Source organism: Pseudomonas sp. GW821-FHT09C10, assembly GCF_059418085.1.
In genome coordinates this window covers 151,979-166,912 of the sequence record NZ_JBWKPE010000003.1, presented here as the reverse complement: position 1 = coordinate 166,912, position 14,934 = coordinate 151,979, and the positions used below count along the sequence as shown (strand labels likewise).

At 61.4% G+C, this 14,934-nt stretch carries 12 protein-coding genes, 3 tRNA genes and 1 riboswitch; of the genes, 14 read left to right on the top strand and 1 reads right to left on the bottom strand.

Annotated elements, in window-relative coordinates; all coding sequences use genetic code 11:
• Nucleotides 1-24 precede the first annotated feature (24 nt).
• The 7 genes from AC07OT_RS07745 (at nucleotide 25) to astE (ending at nucleotide 7,799) form a co-directional block, all read left to right on the top strand.
• Nucleotides 25-1,245, top strand: coding sequence for an aspartate aminotransferase family protein (locus AC07OT_RS07745; protein WP_495107823.1), 1,221 nt, complete (start codon nucleotides 25-27; stop codon nucleotides 1,243-1,245).
• Nucleotides 1,246-1,452: 207 nt separating this feature from the next.
• The gene (gene aruF, locus AC07OT_RS07740; protein ID WP_098478880.1) at nucleotides 1,453-2,472 is read left to right on the top strand and encodes an arginine/ornithine succinyltransferase subunit alpha; all 1,020 of its coding nucleotides are present in this window, start codon (nucleotides 1,453-1,455) and stop codon (nucleotides 2,470-2,472) included.
• A 49-nt stretch (nucleotides 2,473-2,521) separates the two neighbouring features.
• The gene (gene astA, locus AC07OT_RS07735; RefSeq protein WP_065939094.1) at nucleotides 2,522-3,547 is read left to right on the top strand and encodes an arginine N-succinyltransferase; all 1,026 of its coding nucleotides are present in this window, start codon (nucleotides 2,522-2,524) and stop codon (nucleotides 3,545-3,547) included.
• Nucleotides 3,544-5,013, top strand: a complete 1,470-nt coding sequence (gene astD, locus AC07OT_RS07730) for a succinylglutamate-semialdehyde dehydrogenase (RefSeq protein ID WP_495107932.1) — start codon at nucleotides 3,544-3,546, stop codon at nucleotides 5,011-5,013. The genes astA and astD overlap by 4 nt, the downstream gene beginning before the upstream one ends.
• 94 nt (nucleotides 5,014-5,107) lie before the next feature.
• Nucleotides 5,108-6,454 carry an N-succinylarginine dihydrolase gene (gene astB, locus AC07OT_RS07725; protein ID WP_141155838.1) on the top strand — a complete coding sequence of 449 codons (1,347 nt, stop codon included), beginning with the start codon at nucleotides 5,108-5,110 and terminating at the stop codon, nucleotides 6,452-6,454.
• A 38-nt stretch (nucleotides 6,455-6,492) separates the two neighbouring features.
• A complete protein-coding gene (locus AC07OT_RS07720) occupies nucleotides 6,493-6,783 on the top strand; it encodes a topoisomerase II (protein WP_495107822.1) in 291 nt (96 codons plus the stop codon).
• An 11-nt stretch (nucleotides 6,784-6,794) separates the two neighbouring features.
• Nucleotides 6,795-7,799 (top strand): succinylglutamate desuccinylase, encoded by a 1,005-nt coding sequence (gene astE / locus AC07OT_RS07715; protein ID WP_092359547.1) that lies wholly within the window; start codon nucleotides 6,795-6,797, stop codon nucleotides 7,797-7,799.
• 133 nt (nucleotides 7,800-7,932) lie between these two features.
• On the opposite strand, the gene AC07OT_RS07710 is transcribed toward astE, so the two are convergent.
• Nucleotides 7,933-8,442, bottom strand: a complete 510-nt coding sequence (locus AC07OT_RS07710; RefSeq protein WP_065926190.1) for a 6,7-dimethyl-8-ribityllumazine synthase — start codon at nucleotides 8,440-8,442, stop codon at nucleotides 7,933-7,935.
• Nucleotides 8,443-8,555: 113 nt separating this feature from the next.
• A riboswitch (FMN riboswitch) is annotated at nucleotides 8,556-8,725 on the bottom strand.
• 191 nt (nucleotides 8,726-8,916) lie between these two features.
• Here AC07OT_RS07710 and ltaE point away from each other — a divergent pair.
• The 7 genes from ltaE to AC07OT_RS07675 all read left to right on the top strand — a co-directional run bounded on the left by ltaE (nucleotide 8,917) and on the right by AC07OT_RS07675 (nucleotide 14,932).
• Nucleotides 8,917-9,921, top strand: coding sequence for a low-specificity L-threonine aldolase (ltaE, locus tag AC07OT_RS07705; protein WP_495107821.1), 1,005 nt, complete (start codon nucleotides 8,917-8,919; stop codon nucleotides 9,919-9,921).
• A 145-nt stretch (nucleotides 9,922-10,066) separates the two neighbouring features.
• Nucleotides 10,067-12,685, top strand: coding sequence for an alanine--tRNA ligase (gene alaS / locus AC07OT_RS07700; protein ID WP_065939089.1), 2,619 nt, complete (start codon nucleotides 10,067-10,069; stop codon nucleotides 12,683-12,685).
• Nucleotides 12,686-12,779: 94 nt separating this feature from the next.
• The gene (locus tag AC07OT_RS07695) at nucleotides 12,780-14,021 is read left to right on the top strand and encodes an aspartate kinase (protein ID WP_065939088.1); all 1,242 of its coding nucleotides are present in this window, start codon (nucleotides 12,780-12,782) and stop codon (nucleotides 14,019-14,021) included.
• 175 nt (nucleotides 14,022-14,196) lie between these two features.
• Nucleotides 14,197-14,430, top strand: a complete 234-nt coding sequence (gene csrA, locus AC07OT_RS07690; RefSeq protein ID WP_065939087.1) for a carbon storage regulator CsrA — start codon at nucleotides 14,197-14,199, stop codon at nucleotides 14,428-14,430.
• A gap of 77 nt (nucleotides 14,431-14,507) precedes the next feature.
• Nucleotides 14,508-14,598 (top strand) — tRNA-Ser (locus tag AC07OT_RS07685).
• A gap of 108 nt (nucleotides 14,599-14,706) precedes the next feature.
• Nucleotides 14,707-14,783, top strand: a tRNA-Arg gene (locus tag AC07OT_RS07680).
• A gap of 72 nt (nucleotides 14,784-14,855) precedes the next feature.
• A tRNA-Arg gene (locus AC07OT_RS07675) sits at nucleotides 14,856-14,932 on the top strand.
• The last annotated feature ends 2 nt before the right edge of the window (nucleotides 14,933-14,934 follow it).

Below are 14,934 nucleotides of genomic sequence, written 5' to 3'. Positions count from 1 at the left end.
GGCGTTCCTCTTCAGGAGACTCCGATGTCCGTTGAGCAAGCCCCGGTGCAACGTGCCGATTTCGACCAGGTCATGGTTCCCAACTACGCACCTGCCGCATTCATCCCCGTGCGTGGCGCAGGTTCCCGTGTATGGGACCAGGCGGGTCGCGAGCTGATCGACTTTGCCGGCGGCATCGCGGTCAACGTGTTGGGCCACGCCCACCCCGCGCTGGTCGGTGCACTGACCGAACAGGCCAACAAGCTGTGGCACGTCTCCAACGTCTTCACCAACGAGCCGGCCCTGCGCCTGGCCCATAAGCTGATCGACGCCACGTTTGCCGAGCGTGTGTTCTTCTGCAACTCCGGCGCCGAAGCCAACGAGGCCGCGTTCAAGCTGGCCCGTCGCGTGGCGTTCGACCGTTTCGGCAGCGAGAAGTACGAGATCATTGCCGCGCTGAACAGCTTCCACGGCCGTACCCTGTTCACCGTCAACGTCGGTGGCCAGTCGAAGTACTCCGATGGTTTCGGACCTAAAATCACCGGCATCATCCACGTCCCTTATAACGACCTGGCTGCGCTGAAAGCCGCCGTGTCGGACAAGACCTGCGCCGTGGTACTGGAACCGATCCAGGGCGAAGGCGGCGTACTGCCGGCCGAGCTGGCTTACCTGCAAGGTGCCCGCGAACTGTGCGACGCCAACAATGCGCTGCTGGTGTTCGACGAAGTGCAGACCGGCATGGGCCGCAGCGGCCATCTGTTTGCCTACCAGCACTACGGCGTGGTGCCCGACATCCTCACCAGCGCCAAGAGCCTGGGCGGCGGTTTCCCGATTGCGGCGATGCTTACCCGTGAAGACCTGGCCAAGCACCTGGTGGTCGGTACCCACGGCACCACCTACGGCGGCAACCCGCTGGCGTGCGCGGTGGCCGAAGCGGTCATCGACGTGATCAACACCCCTGAGGTGCTGGCCGGCGTCAACGCCAAGCACGACCTGTTCAAGGCGCGCCTGGAGCAGATCGGCAAGCAGTACGGCATCTTCACCGAAGTGCGTGGCATGGGCCTGCTGATCGGTTGCGTACTGAGCGATGCGTTCAAAGGCAAGGCCAAGGACGTGTTCAACGCGGCCGAGAAAGAAAACCTGATGATCCTGCAAGCCGGCCCTGACGTGGTGCGTTTTGCGCCGAGCCTGGTGGTGGAAGACGCGGACATCAACGAAGGCCTGGATCGCTTCGAGCGTGCGGTAAAAACGCTGACCCAAGCCTGATACATATCTGTCTGTCGGACCGGATCAAATGTGGGAGGGGGCTTGCCCCCGATAGCAATCTGTCAGTTGATGCATCTGGTGACTGATACACCGCTATCGGGGGCAAGCCCCCTCCCACACTGGAATATGCCCCACATGAAGATATGGGGTGTTCCTGACCTGTTCGGTATTTTTTTCCTGTGAGTTCTAGAGTTAAGGAGTGACACCATGCTGGTGATGCGCCCCGCGCAAATGGCTGATCTGGGCGAGGTACAGCGTCTGGCTGCGGATAGCCCGATTGGTGTCACCTCCTTGCCGGATGATGTGGAACGCCTGAGCGACAAGATCGCCGCCAGCGAAGCGTCCTTCGCGGCCGAGGTGAGTTTCAACGGTGAAGAAAGCTATTTCTTCGTGCTCGAAGACACCGAGACCGGCAAGCTCGCCGGCTGCTCGGCCATCGTCGCCTCGGCCGGTTACTCGGAGCCGTTCTACAGTTTTCGTAACGAGACCTTCGTGCACGCCTCCCGCGAGCTGAAGATCCACAACAAGATCCACGTGCTTTCCCAGTGCCACGACCTCACCGGCAACAGCCTGCTCACCAGCTTCTACGTGGTGCCGGAGCTGGTCGGCTCGCCGTGGTCGGAACTCAATTCCCGTGGCCGCCTGTTGTTCGTCGCCAGCCACCCCGAGCGCTTTGCCGACTCGGTGGTGACCGAGATTGTCGGCTACAGCGACGAGCACGGTGATTCGCCGTTCTGGGACGCCATTGGCCGCAACTTCTTCGACCTCAACTACGCCGCCGCCGAGCGCCTGTGCGGGCTGAAAAGCCGTACGTTCCTCGCCGAGCTGATGCCGCATTACCCGATCTACGTGCCGTTGTTGCCGGACGAAGCCCAGGAAGCCATGGGCCAGGTGCACCCGCGTGCCCAGATCACCTTCGACATCCTGATGCGCGAAGGCTTCGAGACCGACCACTACATCGACATCTTCGACGGCGGCCCAACGTTGCACGCACGGGTCTCGGGCATTCGCTCGATCGCCCAGAGCCGCGTGGTGCCGGTGAAGATCGGCGAGATGGTCAAGGGGGTCGGCCGCCAGTACCTGGTGAGCAACGCGCAGTTGCAGGATTACCGCGCGGTCATGCTGGAGCTGGACTACGCGCCGGGCAAACCGGTGACCCTGGACCTGGCAGCCGCCGAAGCCCTGGGCGTTGGTGAAGGCGCGAGTGTGCGCCTGGTAGCGGTATAAACAGAGTGTCGCGGGTGGCTGGCAGCAGCGGCCCGTCTGAGGAGATAGCATGATCGTTCGTCCCGTACGCAGCAGCGATTTACCGGCCCTGATTGATCTGGCGCGCAGCACCGGCACCGGCCTCACCACCTTGCCGGCCAACGAAGAGCGCCTGACCCACCGGGTAGGCTGGGCGGAAAAAACCTTTCGCGGCGACGCCGGGCGCGGTGATGCCGACTACCTGTTCGTGCTGGAAAACGACGAAGGCCGCGTGGTGGGGATTTCCGCCATCGCCGGTGCCGTCGGCCTGCGCGAGCCGTGGTACAACTTCCGGGTCGGCCTGACGGTCAGCGCCTCCCAGGAACTGAATATCTACCGTGAGATTCCGACGCTGTTCCTGGCCAACGACCTCACCGGCAATTCCGAACTGTGCTCGTTGTTCCTGCATGCCGATTACCGTAACGGCCTCAACGGCCGCATGCTGGCCAAGGCGCGCCTGTTGTTTATCGCCGAGTTCCCGCAACTGTTCGGCAACAAGATCATCGCCGAGATGCGTGGCGTGTCCAACGACGCCGGGCGTTCGCCGTTCTGGGAAAGCCTGGGCCGGCACTTCTTCAAGATGGAATTCAGCCAGGCGGATTACCTCACGGGCGTGGGCAACAAGGCATTTATCGCTGAGCTGATGCCCAAGTTTCCGTTGTACAGCTGCTTCCTTTCCGAGGACGCGCGCAACGTGATCGGCAAGGTCCATCCGGACACCGAGCCGGCGCTGAGCATGCTCAAGAGCGAAGGCTTCAGCTACCAGGGCTACGTCGATATTTTCGACGCCGGCCCGGCCGTGGAGTGTGAAACCAGCAAGATCCGTGCGGTGCGTGACAGCCAGTCGCTGGTGTTGGCCATCGGCACACCGGGGGACGACGCCACGCCGTTCCTGATCCATAACCGCAAACGCGAAGATTGCCGCATCACCGCCGCACCGGCGCGCCTGGCGGCCGGCACGCTGGTGGTCGATCCGCAAACCGCCAAGCGCCTGCAGCTGGTGGTGGGTGATCAAGTGCGTGCCGTACCGTTGTCTGCTGCCCGGGAGTCGAAATAATGAATTCGCTGTATATCGCAGGTAGCTGGCTGGCTGGCCAGGGGGAACTGTTTGAATCGCGTAACCCGGTGACCCAGCAGGTGCTGTGGGCCGGTAATGGCGCCACGGTCGAGCAGGTCGAGTCGGCCGTGCAGGCCGCGCGCCAGGCGTTCCCGGCCTGGGCCCGGCGCCCGCTGGAAGAGCGCATCAGCGTGCTGGAAGCCTTCGCCGCGAGCCTGAAAGGCCGCGCCGATGAAATAGCGCGCTGCATCGGCGAGGAGACCGGCAAGCCACTGTGGGAGTCGGCCACCGAAGTCACCAGCATGGCCAACAAGATCGCTATCTCGGTGCAAAGCTACCGCGAGCGTACCGGCGAGAAGAGCGGCCCCCTGGGCGACGCCACCGCCGTATTGCGCCACAAGCCCCACGGCGTGGTGGCGGTGTTCGGTCCTTACAACTTCCCCGGCCACCTGCCCAACGGACATATCGTCCCGGCGTTGCTGGCGGGTAATACCGTGCTGTTCAAGCCCAGCGAGCTGACCCCGAAAGTTGCCGAGCTGACCGTGCAGTGCTGGATCGACGCCGGTTTGCCGGCGGGCGTGTTGAACCTGCTGCAAGGCGCGCGCGAGACCGGCATTGCGTTGGCCGCCAACCCCGGTATCGATGGGTTGTTCTTCACCGGTTCCAGCCGTACCGGCAATCATCTGCACCAGCAGTTCTCCGGGCGTCCGGACAAGATCCTGGCCCTGGAAATGGGCGGCAATAACCCACTGGTGGTGGACGAGGTGGCCGATGTGGATGCGGCGGTCTACACCATCATCCAGTCGGCGTTTATCTCCGCCGGCCAGCGTTGCACCTGTGCCCGTCGCCTGCTGGTGCCGGAAGGCGCCTGGGGCGATGCGCTGCTGGCGCGGCTGGTGGCGGTGAGCGCGACGATTGAAGTCGGCGCGTTCGACCAGCAACCGCCGCCGTTCATGGGCTCGGTGATATCCCTGGCGGCGGCAAAAGCCCTGATGGACGCCCAGGAATTGATGTTGGCCAATGGCGCCGTGGCGCTGCTGGAGATGACCCAGCCCCAGGACCAGGCCGCCTTGCTGACCCCAGGCATCATCGACGTGACCGGCGTGGCCGAGCGCGAAGACGAAGAACTGTTCGGCCCGCTGTTGCAGGTGATCCGCTACGCCGATTTCGCGGCGGCGATCGCCGAAGCCAACAACACCCAGTACGGCCTGGCCGCGGGCCTGTTGTCCGATTCCGAGGCGCGTTACCAGCAATTCTGGCTGGAAAGCCGTGCCGGCATTGTCAACTGGAACAAACAGCTGACCGGCGCCGCCAGCACCGCGCCGTTCGGCGGGGTAGGGGCCTCGGGCAACCATCGCGCCAGTGCGTATTACGCGGCGGATTATTGCGCGTACCCGGTGGCGTCGCTTGAAACGCCAAGCCTGGTGGTACCGGCCACGCTAACCCCCGGCATTACGCTGATCTAAATGTGGGAGGGGGCTTGCCCCCTCCCACAGGGGGTCAGTGGTGTATTCAAGTCATTTGAAGCCTATAAAAACAGATGTTCGTGGAGCCTCGCCGATGAAATCCTATGAAGTCAATTTTGACGGTCTAGTGGGGCCGACCCATAACTACGGCGGTTTGTCCTTCGGCAACGTCGCGTCCCAGAGCAACAGCCAGCAGCATTCCAACCCCAGGGAAGCGGCGTTGCAGGGCCTGCAGAAAATGAAAGCCCTGATGGACATGGGCTTTGTGCAAGGCGTGCTCGCGCCCCAGGAACGTCCGGACGTAGCGGCGTTGCGCAACCTCGGTTTCAGCGGCACCGACGCCCAGGTCATCCAGCAGGCGGCCAAGCAGGCCATGCCGTTGTTGGTCGCCAGTTGCTCGGCGTCGAGCATGTGGGTGGCCAACGCCGCCACCGTCAGCCCGAGCGCCGACACGGCAGATGGCCGCGTGCATTTCACCGCCGCCAACCTCAATTGCAAATACCACCGCAGCATCGAACACCCCACCACCAGCCGCGTGCTGGGGGCGATGTTTGCCGACCAGAAACACTTTGCCCACCACGCCGCGTTGCCGGCGGTGGCGCAGTTCGGCGACGAAGGCGCGGCCAACCACACGCGTTTCTGCCGTGAGTATGGCGAAGCGGGGGTGGAGTTTTTCGTGTTCGGGCGCAGCGCGTTCGACCCCCGTTACCCGGCCCCGCAGAAGTACCCGGCGCGCCAGACCCTCGAAGCCTCCCAGGCCGTCGCCCGCCTGCATGGCCTGAAGGATGAAGGCGTGGTCTACGCCCAGCAGAACCCGGCGGTGATCGATGCCGGCGTGTTCCACAACGACGTGATCGCGGTGGGCAACGGCGAGGTGCTGTTTTATCACGAGGACGCGTTCCTCAATACCGAGCAGATGCTGGCCGAGTTGCAAGGCAAGTTGGGTGCGCTGGGCGGCAACTTCCAGGCGGTGTGTGTGCCGCGTGCCCAGGTCAGCGTCGAGGACGCGGTGCGCTCCTACCTGTTCAACAGCCAGTTGCTGACCCGCGCCGACGGTTCGATGCTGCTGATCGTGCCGGAAGAATGCCGCGCCAATGAGCGCGTCTGGCAGTACCTGCAAGGCCTGACGGCGTCCGCTGGGCTGATCCGCGAAGTCAAAGTCTTCGACCTCAAGCAAAGCATGCAGAACGGCGGCGGCCCGGCGTGCCTGCGCCTGCGCGTGGCCCTCAACGAAACCGAGCTGGCAGCGGTGAACCCAGGGGTTATCATGACCGCGCCGTTGTACGACACACTGACCCAATGGGTCGACAAGCACTACCGCGACAGCCTGCGCGAAACCGACCTGGCTGACCCGCAATTGCTGCTTGAGTGCCGGACGGCACTGGATGAGCTGACGCAAATCCTTAAACTGGGCTCGGTTTATCCTTTCCAGATCAATTAACGCCACCTCTTTTTACACCCTATGGCTGAGAATTATTTATGACCACCGACACCCTGCAACTGATCCTTGAAGACACCGACGGCACCCAGCTGGAAACCTCCTGCACCCGCGTCGCCGTGGTCTGGCAGGGCAAGGAAATCTGGATCCAGCACGACGGCCGTGGCCAACTGCTGATCGGCGTGGACGTGGAAGAAGGCGACGCCGAATACGCCAACCTGTTGATGCGCCCACTGGCCACCAACCTGATGAGCCTGCAACTGGAAATGGAACCGGCCGACGTTGAAGGTGATGACGACGATCACGTCCACGGCCCAGGCTGCAACCACTAAGGAAGCTGCGTATGCTCGCCCTTGGCAAACTGCTTGAACTGACCCTCGCCGGTCGCGAACCGGCGCAAAAAATTCAACTGACTGTCGACGGCGTGCAGATGCGCTGGCTCAGCGAGGGCGCACTCGAAGTGCGCCCGCCGCAGGCAACGGACAATGGCCGCGACCTGCTGCTGTCTTCCGGCATCCATGGCAACGAAACCGCGCCGATCGAATTGCTCGACCGTCTGTTGCATGGCATCGCCCGTGGGGAGATCAAGCCCCGCACCCGTATTCTGTTCCTGTTCGGCAACCCCGAGGCCATGCGCCGCGGCGAGCGTTACCTTGAACTGGACGTCAACCGGCTGTTCAACGGCCGGCATGAAAAAAACATCGGCCCCGAAGCCATGCGCGCCGCCGAGCTTGAACAGCTGGCCCGCAGCTTCTTCAGCCAGCCTGGCCGTTCGCGCCTGCATTACGACCTGCACACCGCCATCCGCGGCTCGAAGATCGAGCAGTTTGCGCTGTACCCCTGGAAGGAGGGGCGCCAGCATTCACGCCACGAACTGGCGCGCCTGAACGCTGCCGGCATGGAAGCGGTGCTGCTGCAGAACAAGAGCTCGATCACCTTCACCGCGTTTACCTACGAGCAGCTGGAGGCCGAGGCCTTCACCCTGGAACTGGGCAAGGCGCGACCGTTCGGGCACAACCAGGGCGTGAATGTTTCCCGCCTGGAGCTGCGCCTCAAGCAGATCATCGAAGGCACCGAGCCTGAGACTGACAGCCTGGACGGGTTGAAACTGTTCGCCGTGTCGCGGGAAGTCATCAAGCACAGCGATGCATTCCTGCTGCACTTGCCGGCGGACGTGGAAAACTTTTCGGAGTTGGAAAAGGGTTATCTGCTGGCCGAAGACGTGGCCAAGACCCGTTGGGTGATCGAGGAGGAGGGGGCGCGCATCATTTTCCCCAACCCGAAGGTGAAGAACGGCTTGCGGGCGGGGATATTGATTGTGCCAACCACGGATGTGGGCCTGGCATAGGTCTCAAGGCGTATCCGGATCCAAATGTGGGAGGGGGCTTGCCCCCGATGGCGGTGTCTCAGCTCCAGATGAGCTGACTGACACACTGCTATCGGGGGCAAGCCCCCTCCCACATTTTGTTTTGCAGTGTTGCTTAGACCGCTACAGCCCGTGGCTCGCTGCGACGGATCGCCCGCACCTTGTGCAGGGTGTCGGCGCATGTACGTGCAGCTTCCTGGCCCTTGTGCACGAAGTGCTCATGGAAGAACGCGGTGTGTTCGCTACCGGCATGGAAGTGATGCGGCGTCAGGGACACTGAGAACACCGGCACTTCAGTTTCCAGCTGCACCTGCATCAGGCCGCTGACCACCGATTGGGCGACGAATTCGTGACGGTAGATCCCGCCGTCCACCACCAGCGCGGCGGCCACGATACCGGCGTAACGGCCGGTCTTGGCCAGCAGCTTGGCGTGCAGGGGCATTTCAAAGGCGCCGCCGACTTCGAAGAAATCGATGTCCGATTCCTGGTAGCCCTGGGCGATCATTTCGGCGAGGAAGCCTTTGCGCGATTGGTCGACAATATCCTTGTGCCAGCAGGCCTGGATAAATGCGACGCGCTCGCCGTGATGGTTTTTGCTTTTGCTGTCGATTGCGGTGGGTTGCATGTTCTGACTCCTGTTTAAGAAAAAAACAGGGCGTTATGAATCGAATGGGATTTAAGGGTACGAACCGCCGAGTCATGCAGGCATGCGCTCAACGTACGGCCCTTAGGTGCCAATCCCGTTCTCTCTTCATCCGGACTATGACCGTCGGCCCCGGGATCACACCGGGTCTGCTGACCTTGTCGCCGTCCTGCGTGAGCAGTTCGAGGCGCCAAGCGCTCGCGGGCTATGCACATTGCGTGCAATTACCGCCGGTGGGGAATTGCACCCCGCCCTGAGAACGTTGCCACCAGAACCCTGGCGGCGGAGAGTTTTTAACATGGTTTTTCATAAACTGCACGAGCGTCGTATCGATAAGCTATATCGGTTTGTTTGGTTGGTATTCGATTGAGAACGCGTGGGGCTTGATATTCCGCGGCTTTGCCCGCAGTAATCATCCTCATGAGAATCTTAATGAACCCCTTCGAGGCTTGTTTCATGTCTGTGATCGACCTGCGCAGCGACACCGTGACCCAACCCACCCCTGGCATGCTCGACGCCATGGCCAATGCCGCCAGCGGCGATGACGTCTACGGCGAAGACCCCAGCGTCAACCGCCTGGAGGCCGAGCTGGCCAAGCGCCTGGGCTTTGCGGCCGCGCTGTTCGTGCCCACCGGCACCATGAGCAACCTGCTGGCGCTGATGGCCCACTGTGAGCGTGGCGAGGAGTACATCGTCGGCCAGCAGGCCCACACCTACAAATACGAGGGCGGCGGGGCGGCCGTGCTGGGTTCGATCCAGCCGCAGCCGCTGGACGTGCAGGCGGATGGCTCCCTCGACCTGAATCAGGTGCTCGAGGCCATCAAGCCCGACGACTTCCACTTCGCCCGCACCCGCCTGCTGGCCCTGGAAAACACCATGCAGGGCAAGGTGCTGCCGCTGGACTACCTGGCGAAGGCGCGGGCGTTGACCCGCGAACATGGCCTGGCCCTGCACCTGGATGGCGCGCGACTCTACAACGCGGCGGTCAAGCTTGGGGTCGATGCACGGGAGATCGCCCAGCATTTCGACTCGGTGTCGGTGTGCCTGTCCAAGGGCCTCGGTGCACCGATCGGCTCGGTGCTGTGCGGCTCCACGGCGTTGATCGCCAAGGCGCGCCGTTTGCGCAAGATGGTCGGCGGTGGCATGCGCCAGGCCGGTTCCCTGGCAGCGGCGGGGCTGTACGCCCTGGATCACCAGGTGCAGCGCCTGGCCGACGACCATGCCAATGCGCAATGGCTGGGCGATGAGCTGCGCAACGCCGGTTACGCGGTGGAGCCGGTGCAGACCAACATGGTCTACGTGCAGATCGGCGACCAGGCCCAGGCCTTGAAGGTGTTTGCCGCCGAGCGTGGGATCAAGTTGAGTGCTGCGCCGCGCCTGCGCATGGTGACGCATCTGGATGTGAGCCGGGCGCAGATCGAGCAAGTGCTCAAGGCATTCGTCGATTTTTCGCGCAAATGAGTGTGCAGACCGTCTAATTGAACCTCTCTATCGCATAAACACGCTGTACCACCGGCAAAGGGCCGATATAATGCGGCCTTTTGCCGTCGCTCCGTCTGATGATGTTGCGCACTGGCCTTTGGCCGCAGCCTCCGTGGAAGAACCTATGAAAAGCGCAGAAATCCGTGAAGCCTTCCTTCGCTTCTTCGAAGAGCAAGGTCACACCCGTGTCTCCTCCAGCTCCTTGATCCCAGGCAATGACCCCACCCTGCTGTTCACTAACGCGGGGATGAACCAGTTCAAGGACTGCTTCCTGGGCCAGGAAAAACGCGCCTACACCCGCGCCACCAGCAGCCAGAAGTGCGTGCGTGCCGGCGGTAAGAACAGTGACCTGGAAAACGTCGGCTACACCGCTCGCCACCACACGTTCTTCGAAATGCTGGGTAACTTCAGCTTTGGTGACTATTTCAAGAAAGACGCGATTACCTTCGCCTGGACCTTTCTGACCGGCGTGTTGAAGCTGCCCAAGGAAAAACTCTGGGTGACGGTCTACGCGACGGACGATGAAGCGTATGACATCTGGACCAAGGAAATCGGGGTGCCCGTCGAGCGCATGATTCGCATCGGCGACAACAAGGGCGCGCCTTACGCTTCCGACAACTTCTGGACCATGGGCGACACCGGCCCATGCGGCCCCTGCACCGAGATTTTCTACGATCACGGCGCTGACATCTGGGGTGGCCCACCGGGTTCGCCGGAAGAAGACGGCGACCGTTACATCGAGATCTGGAACAACGTGTTCATGCAGTTCAACCGCACCGCCGATGGCGTGCTGCATCCGCTGCCAGCGCCGTCGGTGGACACCGGCATGGGCCTGGAGCGGATCAGTGCGGTGATGCAGCACGTTCACTCCAACTATGAGATCGACCTGTTCACCAACCTGCTGAGCGCGTCGGCCGCGGCCATTGGTTGTGCCAATGAAAGCCAGTCGTCCCTTAAGGTGGTGTCGGACCACATCCGTTCCTGCGGTTTCCTGATCGCCGACGGTGTACTGCCGTCCAACGAAGGCCGTGGTTACGTGCTGCGTCGCATCATCCGTCGCGCCTGCCGCCACGGTAACAAGCTGGGCGCCACCGGCAGCTTCTTCTACAAGATCGTCGCCGCACTGGTTGCCGAGATGGGCGATGCCTTCCCGGAACTCAAGCAGCAGCAGGACAACATCGAGCGTGTGCTCAAGGCTGAAGAAGAACAGTTCTCCAAGACCCTGGAGCACGGCCTGAAGATTCTGGAACAGGACTTGGCCGAGCTCAAAGGCACCGTGGTGCCGGGCGATGTCGTGTTCAAGCTGTACGACACCTATGGCTTCCCGATGGACCTGACCGCCGACATTGCCCGTGAGCGCGAGCTGACCATCGACGAAGCCGGGTTTGAGCGTGAGATGGAAGCCCAGCGCGTGCGCGCCCGTTCCGCCAGTTCCTTTGGCCTGGACTACAACACCCTGGTCAAGGTTGACGTGCCCACCGAATTCACCGGTTACAAGGCGACCGTTGGCGCGGCCAGGATCGTTGCCATTTATAAAGACGGCAAGTCGGTCGACGTGTTGAGCGAAGGCGAAGAGGCAGTTGTGGTCCTGGACCAGACGCCGTTCTACGCCGAATCCGGTGGCCAGGTCGGTGACTGTGGTTTCCTGAGTTCGACCTCCGGTCGTTTCGAGGTGCGCGACACCACCAAGACCGGCGGTGCGTTCCTGCATCACGGCGTGCTGGTGCTGGGCAACCTGACCGTCGGTGCGCCGGTGGACACCCAGGTCGATGCCGACGTACGCCATGCCACCGCGCTGAACCACTCGGCCACGCACTTGCTGCACGCCGCGCTGCGCCAAGTGCTGGGCGAGCACGTCCAGCAGAAGGGGTCGTTGGTCGACAGCCAGCGCCTGCGTTTCGACTTCAGTCACTTCGAAGCGATCAAGCCTGAGCAGATCAAGGCCCTGGAAGACATCGTCAACGCTGAGATTCGCAAGAACTCCCCGGTAGAAACCGAAGAGACTGACATCGAGACGGCCAAGGCCAAGGGCGCCATGGCGCTGTTCGGCGAGAAATACGGCGACAGCGTGCGCGTGCTGAGCATGGGCGGCGACTTCTCGGTGGAACTGTGTGGCGGTATCCACGCCAACCGTACCGGCGACATCGCCCTGCTGAAGATCATCAGCGAAGGCGGCGTGGCGTCGGGTGTGCGTCGTATTGAGGCGGTGACCGGCGCTGCGGCCCTGGCCTACCTGAATGCGGCTGAAGAACAACTCAAGGAAGCGGCCAGCCTGGTCAAGGGCAGCCGCGACAACCTGATCGACAAGTTGTCCGCCGTTCTGGAGCGCAACCGTGCGCTGGAGAAACAGCTGGAGCAGTTGCAGGCCAAGGCGGCCAGCGCTGCGGGCGACGATCTGTCGGCTTCGGCCGTTGACGTCAAGGACGTGAAAGTCCTGGCTGCACGCCTGGACGGCCAGGACGGCAAGGCGCTGTTGGCCCTGGTCGATCAGTTGAAGAACAAGCTCGGCCGCGCAGTGATCCTGCTCGGCAGTGTCCATGAGGAGAAGGTCGTGCTGGTTGCCGGTGTAACCAAGGACCTGACTGGCCAACTCAAGGCCGGTGATTTGATGAAGCAAGCCGCTGCGGCAGTGGGCGGAAAGGGCGGCGGTCGTCCGGACATGGCGCAAGGCGGTGGTGTAGACGCCAGTGCCCTGGACGCGGCCCTGGCCCTGACCGTGCCATTTGTCGAGGCAGGTATTTAAGGCACTGTTAACCCGCCCGTGGTCTAGTCACGGGCTGTTCTGTGCTGGTTGATTGGATATTAGGCGCCCCTTTACGGGCTGAGGCGGCTTGGAAATGGCTTTGATCGTACAGAAATTTGGAGGCACCTCGGTCGGCTCTGTCGAAAGAATCGAGCAGGTGGCCGACAAGGTTAAGAAATTCCGCGATGCCGGTGACGACCTGGTCGTGGTGCTGTCGGCCATGAGCGGCGAGACCAATCGCCTGATCGAACTGGCCAAGGCCATCAGTGGCGAGCAACAGCCGCTGCCGCGTGAGCTGGATGTGATCGTGTCCACCGGCGAGCAGGTGACCATCGCCTTGCTGGCCATGGCCCTGAACAAACGTGGCGTGCCTGCCGTTTCCTACACTGGCAGCCAGGTGCGCATCCTCACCGACAGCGCGCACACCAAGGCGCGGATCCTGCAGATTGACGACCAGAAAATTCGCAGTGATCTGAAAGCCGGGCGCGTGGTAGTTGTAGCGGGCTTCCAGGGTGTGGACGAGCACGGCAATATCACCACCCTCGGGCGTGGCGGTTCTGATACCACCGGTGTGGCCCTGGCTGCGGCCCTCAAGGCTGACGAGTGCCAGATCTACACCGATGTGGATGGCGTCTACACCACCGACCCGCGTGTGGTGTCCGTGGCCCAGCGCCTGGACAAGATCACCTTTGAAGAGATGCTGGAAATGGCCAGCCTCGGCTCCAAGGTGTTGCAGATCCGCGCGGTGGAGTTCGCCGGCAAGTACAACGTTCCGCTGCGCGTATTGCACAGCTTCAAGGAGGGTCCGGGCACCCTCATTACTATTGATGAAGAGGAATCCATGGAACAGCCGATCATTTCCGGCATCGCTTTCAACCGCGATGAAGCCAAGCTGACGATCCGTGGCGTGCCAGACACCCCGGGCGTGGCCTTCAAGATTCTGGGCCCTATCAGCGATGCGAATGTTGAAGTCGACATGATCGTGCAGAACGTCTCGCACGATAACACCACCGATTTCACCTTCACCGTGCACCGCAACGAGTACGATGCGGCGTTGAAAATCCTGGAGAACACCGCGAGCGAAATTGGCGCCCGTGAAGTGGTCGGCGATACCAAGATTGCCAAGGTCTCGATCGTAGGTGTGGGCATGCGTTCCCATGCCGGCGTTGCCAGCCGCATGTTCGGGGCTTTGGCCAAGGAAAGCATCAATATCCAGATGATCTCTACCTCGGAAATCAAAGTTTCGGTGGTGATTGAAGAGAAGTACCTGGAGCTGGCTGTACGCGCGCTGCATACCGCTTTCGAGCTGGATGCTCCGGCCCGACAGGGCGAGTGACGCAATGCCAGGAAGGCGCGGTTTACCGCGCCTTTCATTTTTTTGTAGGGCGCATGGTCTTTTGCGTGCGCTCGACAATACTTAGGCCGTTAGGGCTATGGCTATCGAGTCGTAGGTCGAACGCCTTTTTTTTGCAGACTGTTGTTCCTGAAATGAAATGCGTGAGGAGAAAGGTATGCTGATTCTGACTCGTCGGTGCGCAGAAAGCCTGATTATCGGTGATGGCGAAATCACCGTGACCGTGCTCGGCGTCAAAGGCAATCAAGTACGTATCGGGGTGAATGCTCCGAAAGAGGTAGCGGTCCACCGCGAGGAAATCTACCAGCGGATCAGTAAAGAGAAGGACAGGGAGAAGGGTAAAGATCAGGACGCGCAAAACGACGAACAGAAGGACGAGGAAAAGGACTGAGAACCAAGCCTTTAATTTTTATCGTTTTTTATGTTTGCAAACGGGGATGAACGTGGTTAATATACGCCCCGTGTTGCGGAGAGCTGGCCGAGTGGCCGAAGGCGCTCCCCTGCTAAGGGAGTACACCTCAAAAGGGTGTCGGGGGTTCGAATCCCCCGTTCTCCGCCATTATTTGCTTAGTACGTTGCAATCTGGTTTTTTCGCTAAGTTGTTGAAATTAAACGAAAAAATAGCTTTACATAGAGATTGAACGGCCTATAATGCGCGGCAACAAATGCACTCGTAGCTCAGCTGGATAGAGTACTCGGCTACGAACCGAGCGGTCACAGGTTCGAATCCTGTCGAGTGCACCATTTAAGAGTTAGTTGCAGCAATGCAGGTAGCTTGGCTTCAACCAGTTGTGATCTGGTCTAAAAACACAATCTGCACTCGTAGCTCAGCTGGATAGAGTACTCGGCTACGAACCGAGCGGTCACAGGTTCGAATCCTGTCGAGTGCACCAAC

Coding starts and splice junctions, on each gene's coding strand:
- AC07OT_RS07720 (WP_495107822.1), top strand. CDS start 6,493: ATGACCACCGACACCCTGCAACTGATCCTTGAAGACACCGACGGCACC.
- AC07OT_RS07745 (WP_495107823.1), top strand. CDS start 25: ATGTCCGTTGAGCAAGCCCCGGTGCAACGTGCCGATTTCGACCAGGTC.
- astA (WP_065939094.1), top strand. CDS start 2,522: ATGATCGTTCGTCCCGTACGCAGCAGCGATTTACCGGCCCTGATTGAT.
- csrA (WP_065939087.1), top strand. CDS start 14,197: ATGCTGATTCTGACTCGTCGGTGCGCAGAAAGCCTGATTATCGGTGAT.
- aruF (WP_098478880.1), top strand. CDS start 1,453: ATGCTGGTGATGCGCCCCGCGCAAATGGCTGATCTGGGCGAGGTACAG.
- AC07OT_RS07695 (WP_065939088.1), top strand. CDS start 12,780: ATGGCTTTGATCGTACAGAAATTTGGAGGCACCTCGGTCGGCTCTGTC.
- ltaE (WP_495107821.1), top strand. CDS start 8,917: ATGTCTGTGATCGACCTGCGCAGCGACACCGTGACCCAACCCACCCCT.
- alaS (WP_065939089.1), top strand. CDS start 10,067: ATGAAAAGCGCAGAAATCCGTGAAGCCTTCCTTCGCTTCTTCGAAGAG.
- astB (WP_141155838.1), top strand. CDS start 5,108: ATGAAATCCTATGAAGTCAATTTTGACGGTCTAGTGGGGCCGACCCAT.
- astE (WP_092359547.1), top strand. CDS start 6,795: ATGCTCGCCCTTGGCAAACTGCTTGAACTGACCCTCGCCGGTCGCGAA.
- AC07OT_RS07710 (WP_065926190.1), bottom strand. CDS start 8,442: ATGCAACCCACCGCAATCGACAGCAAAAGCAAAAACCATCACGGCGAG.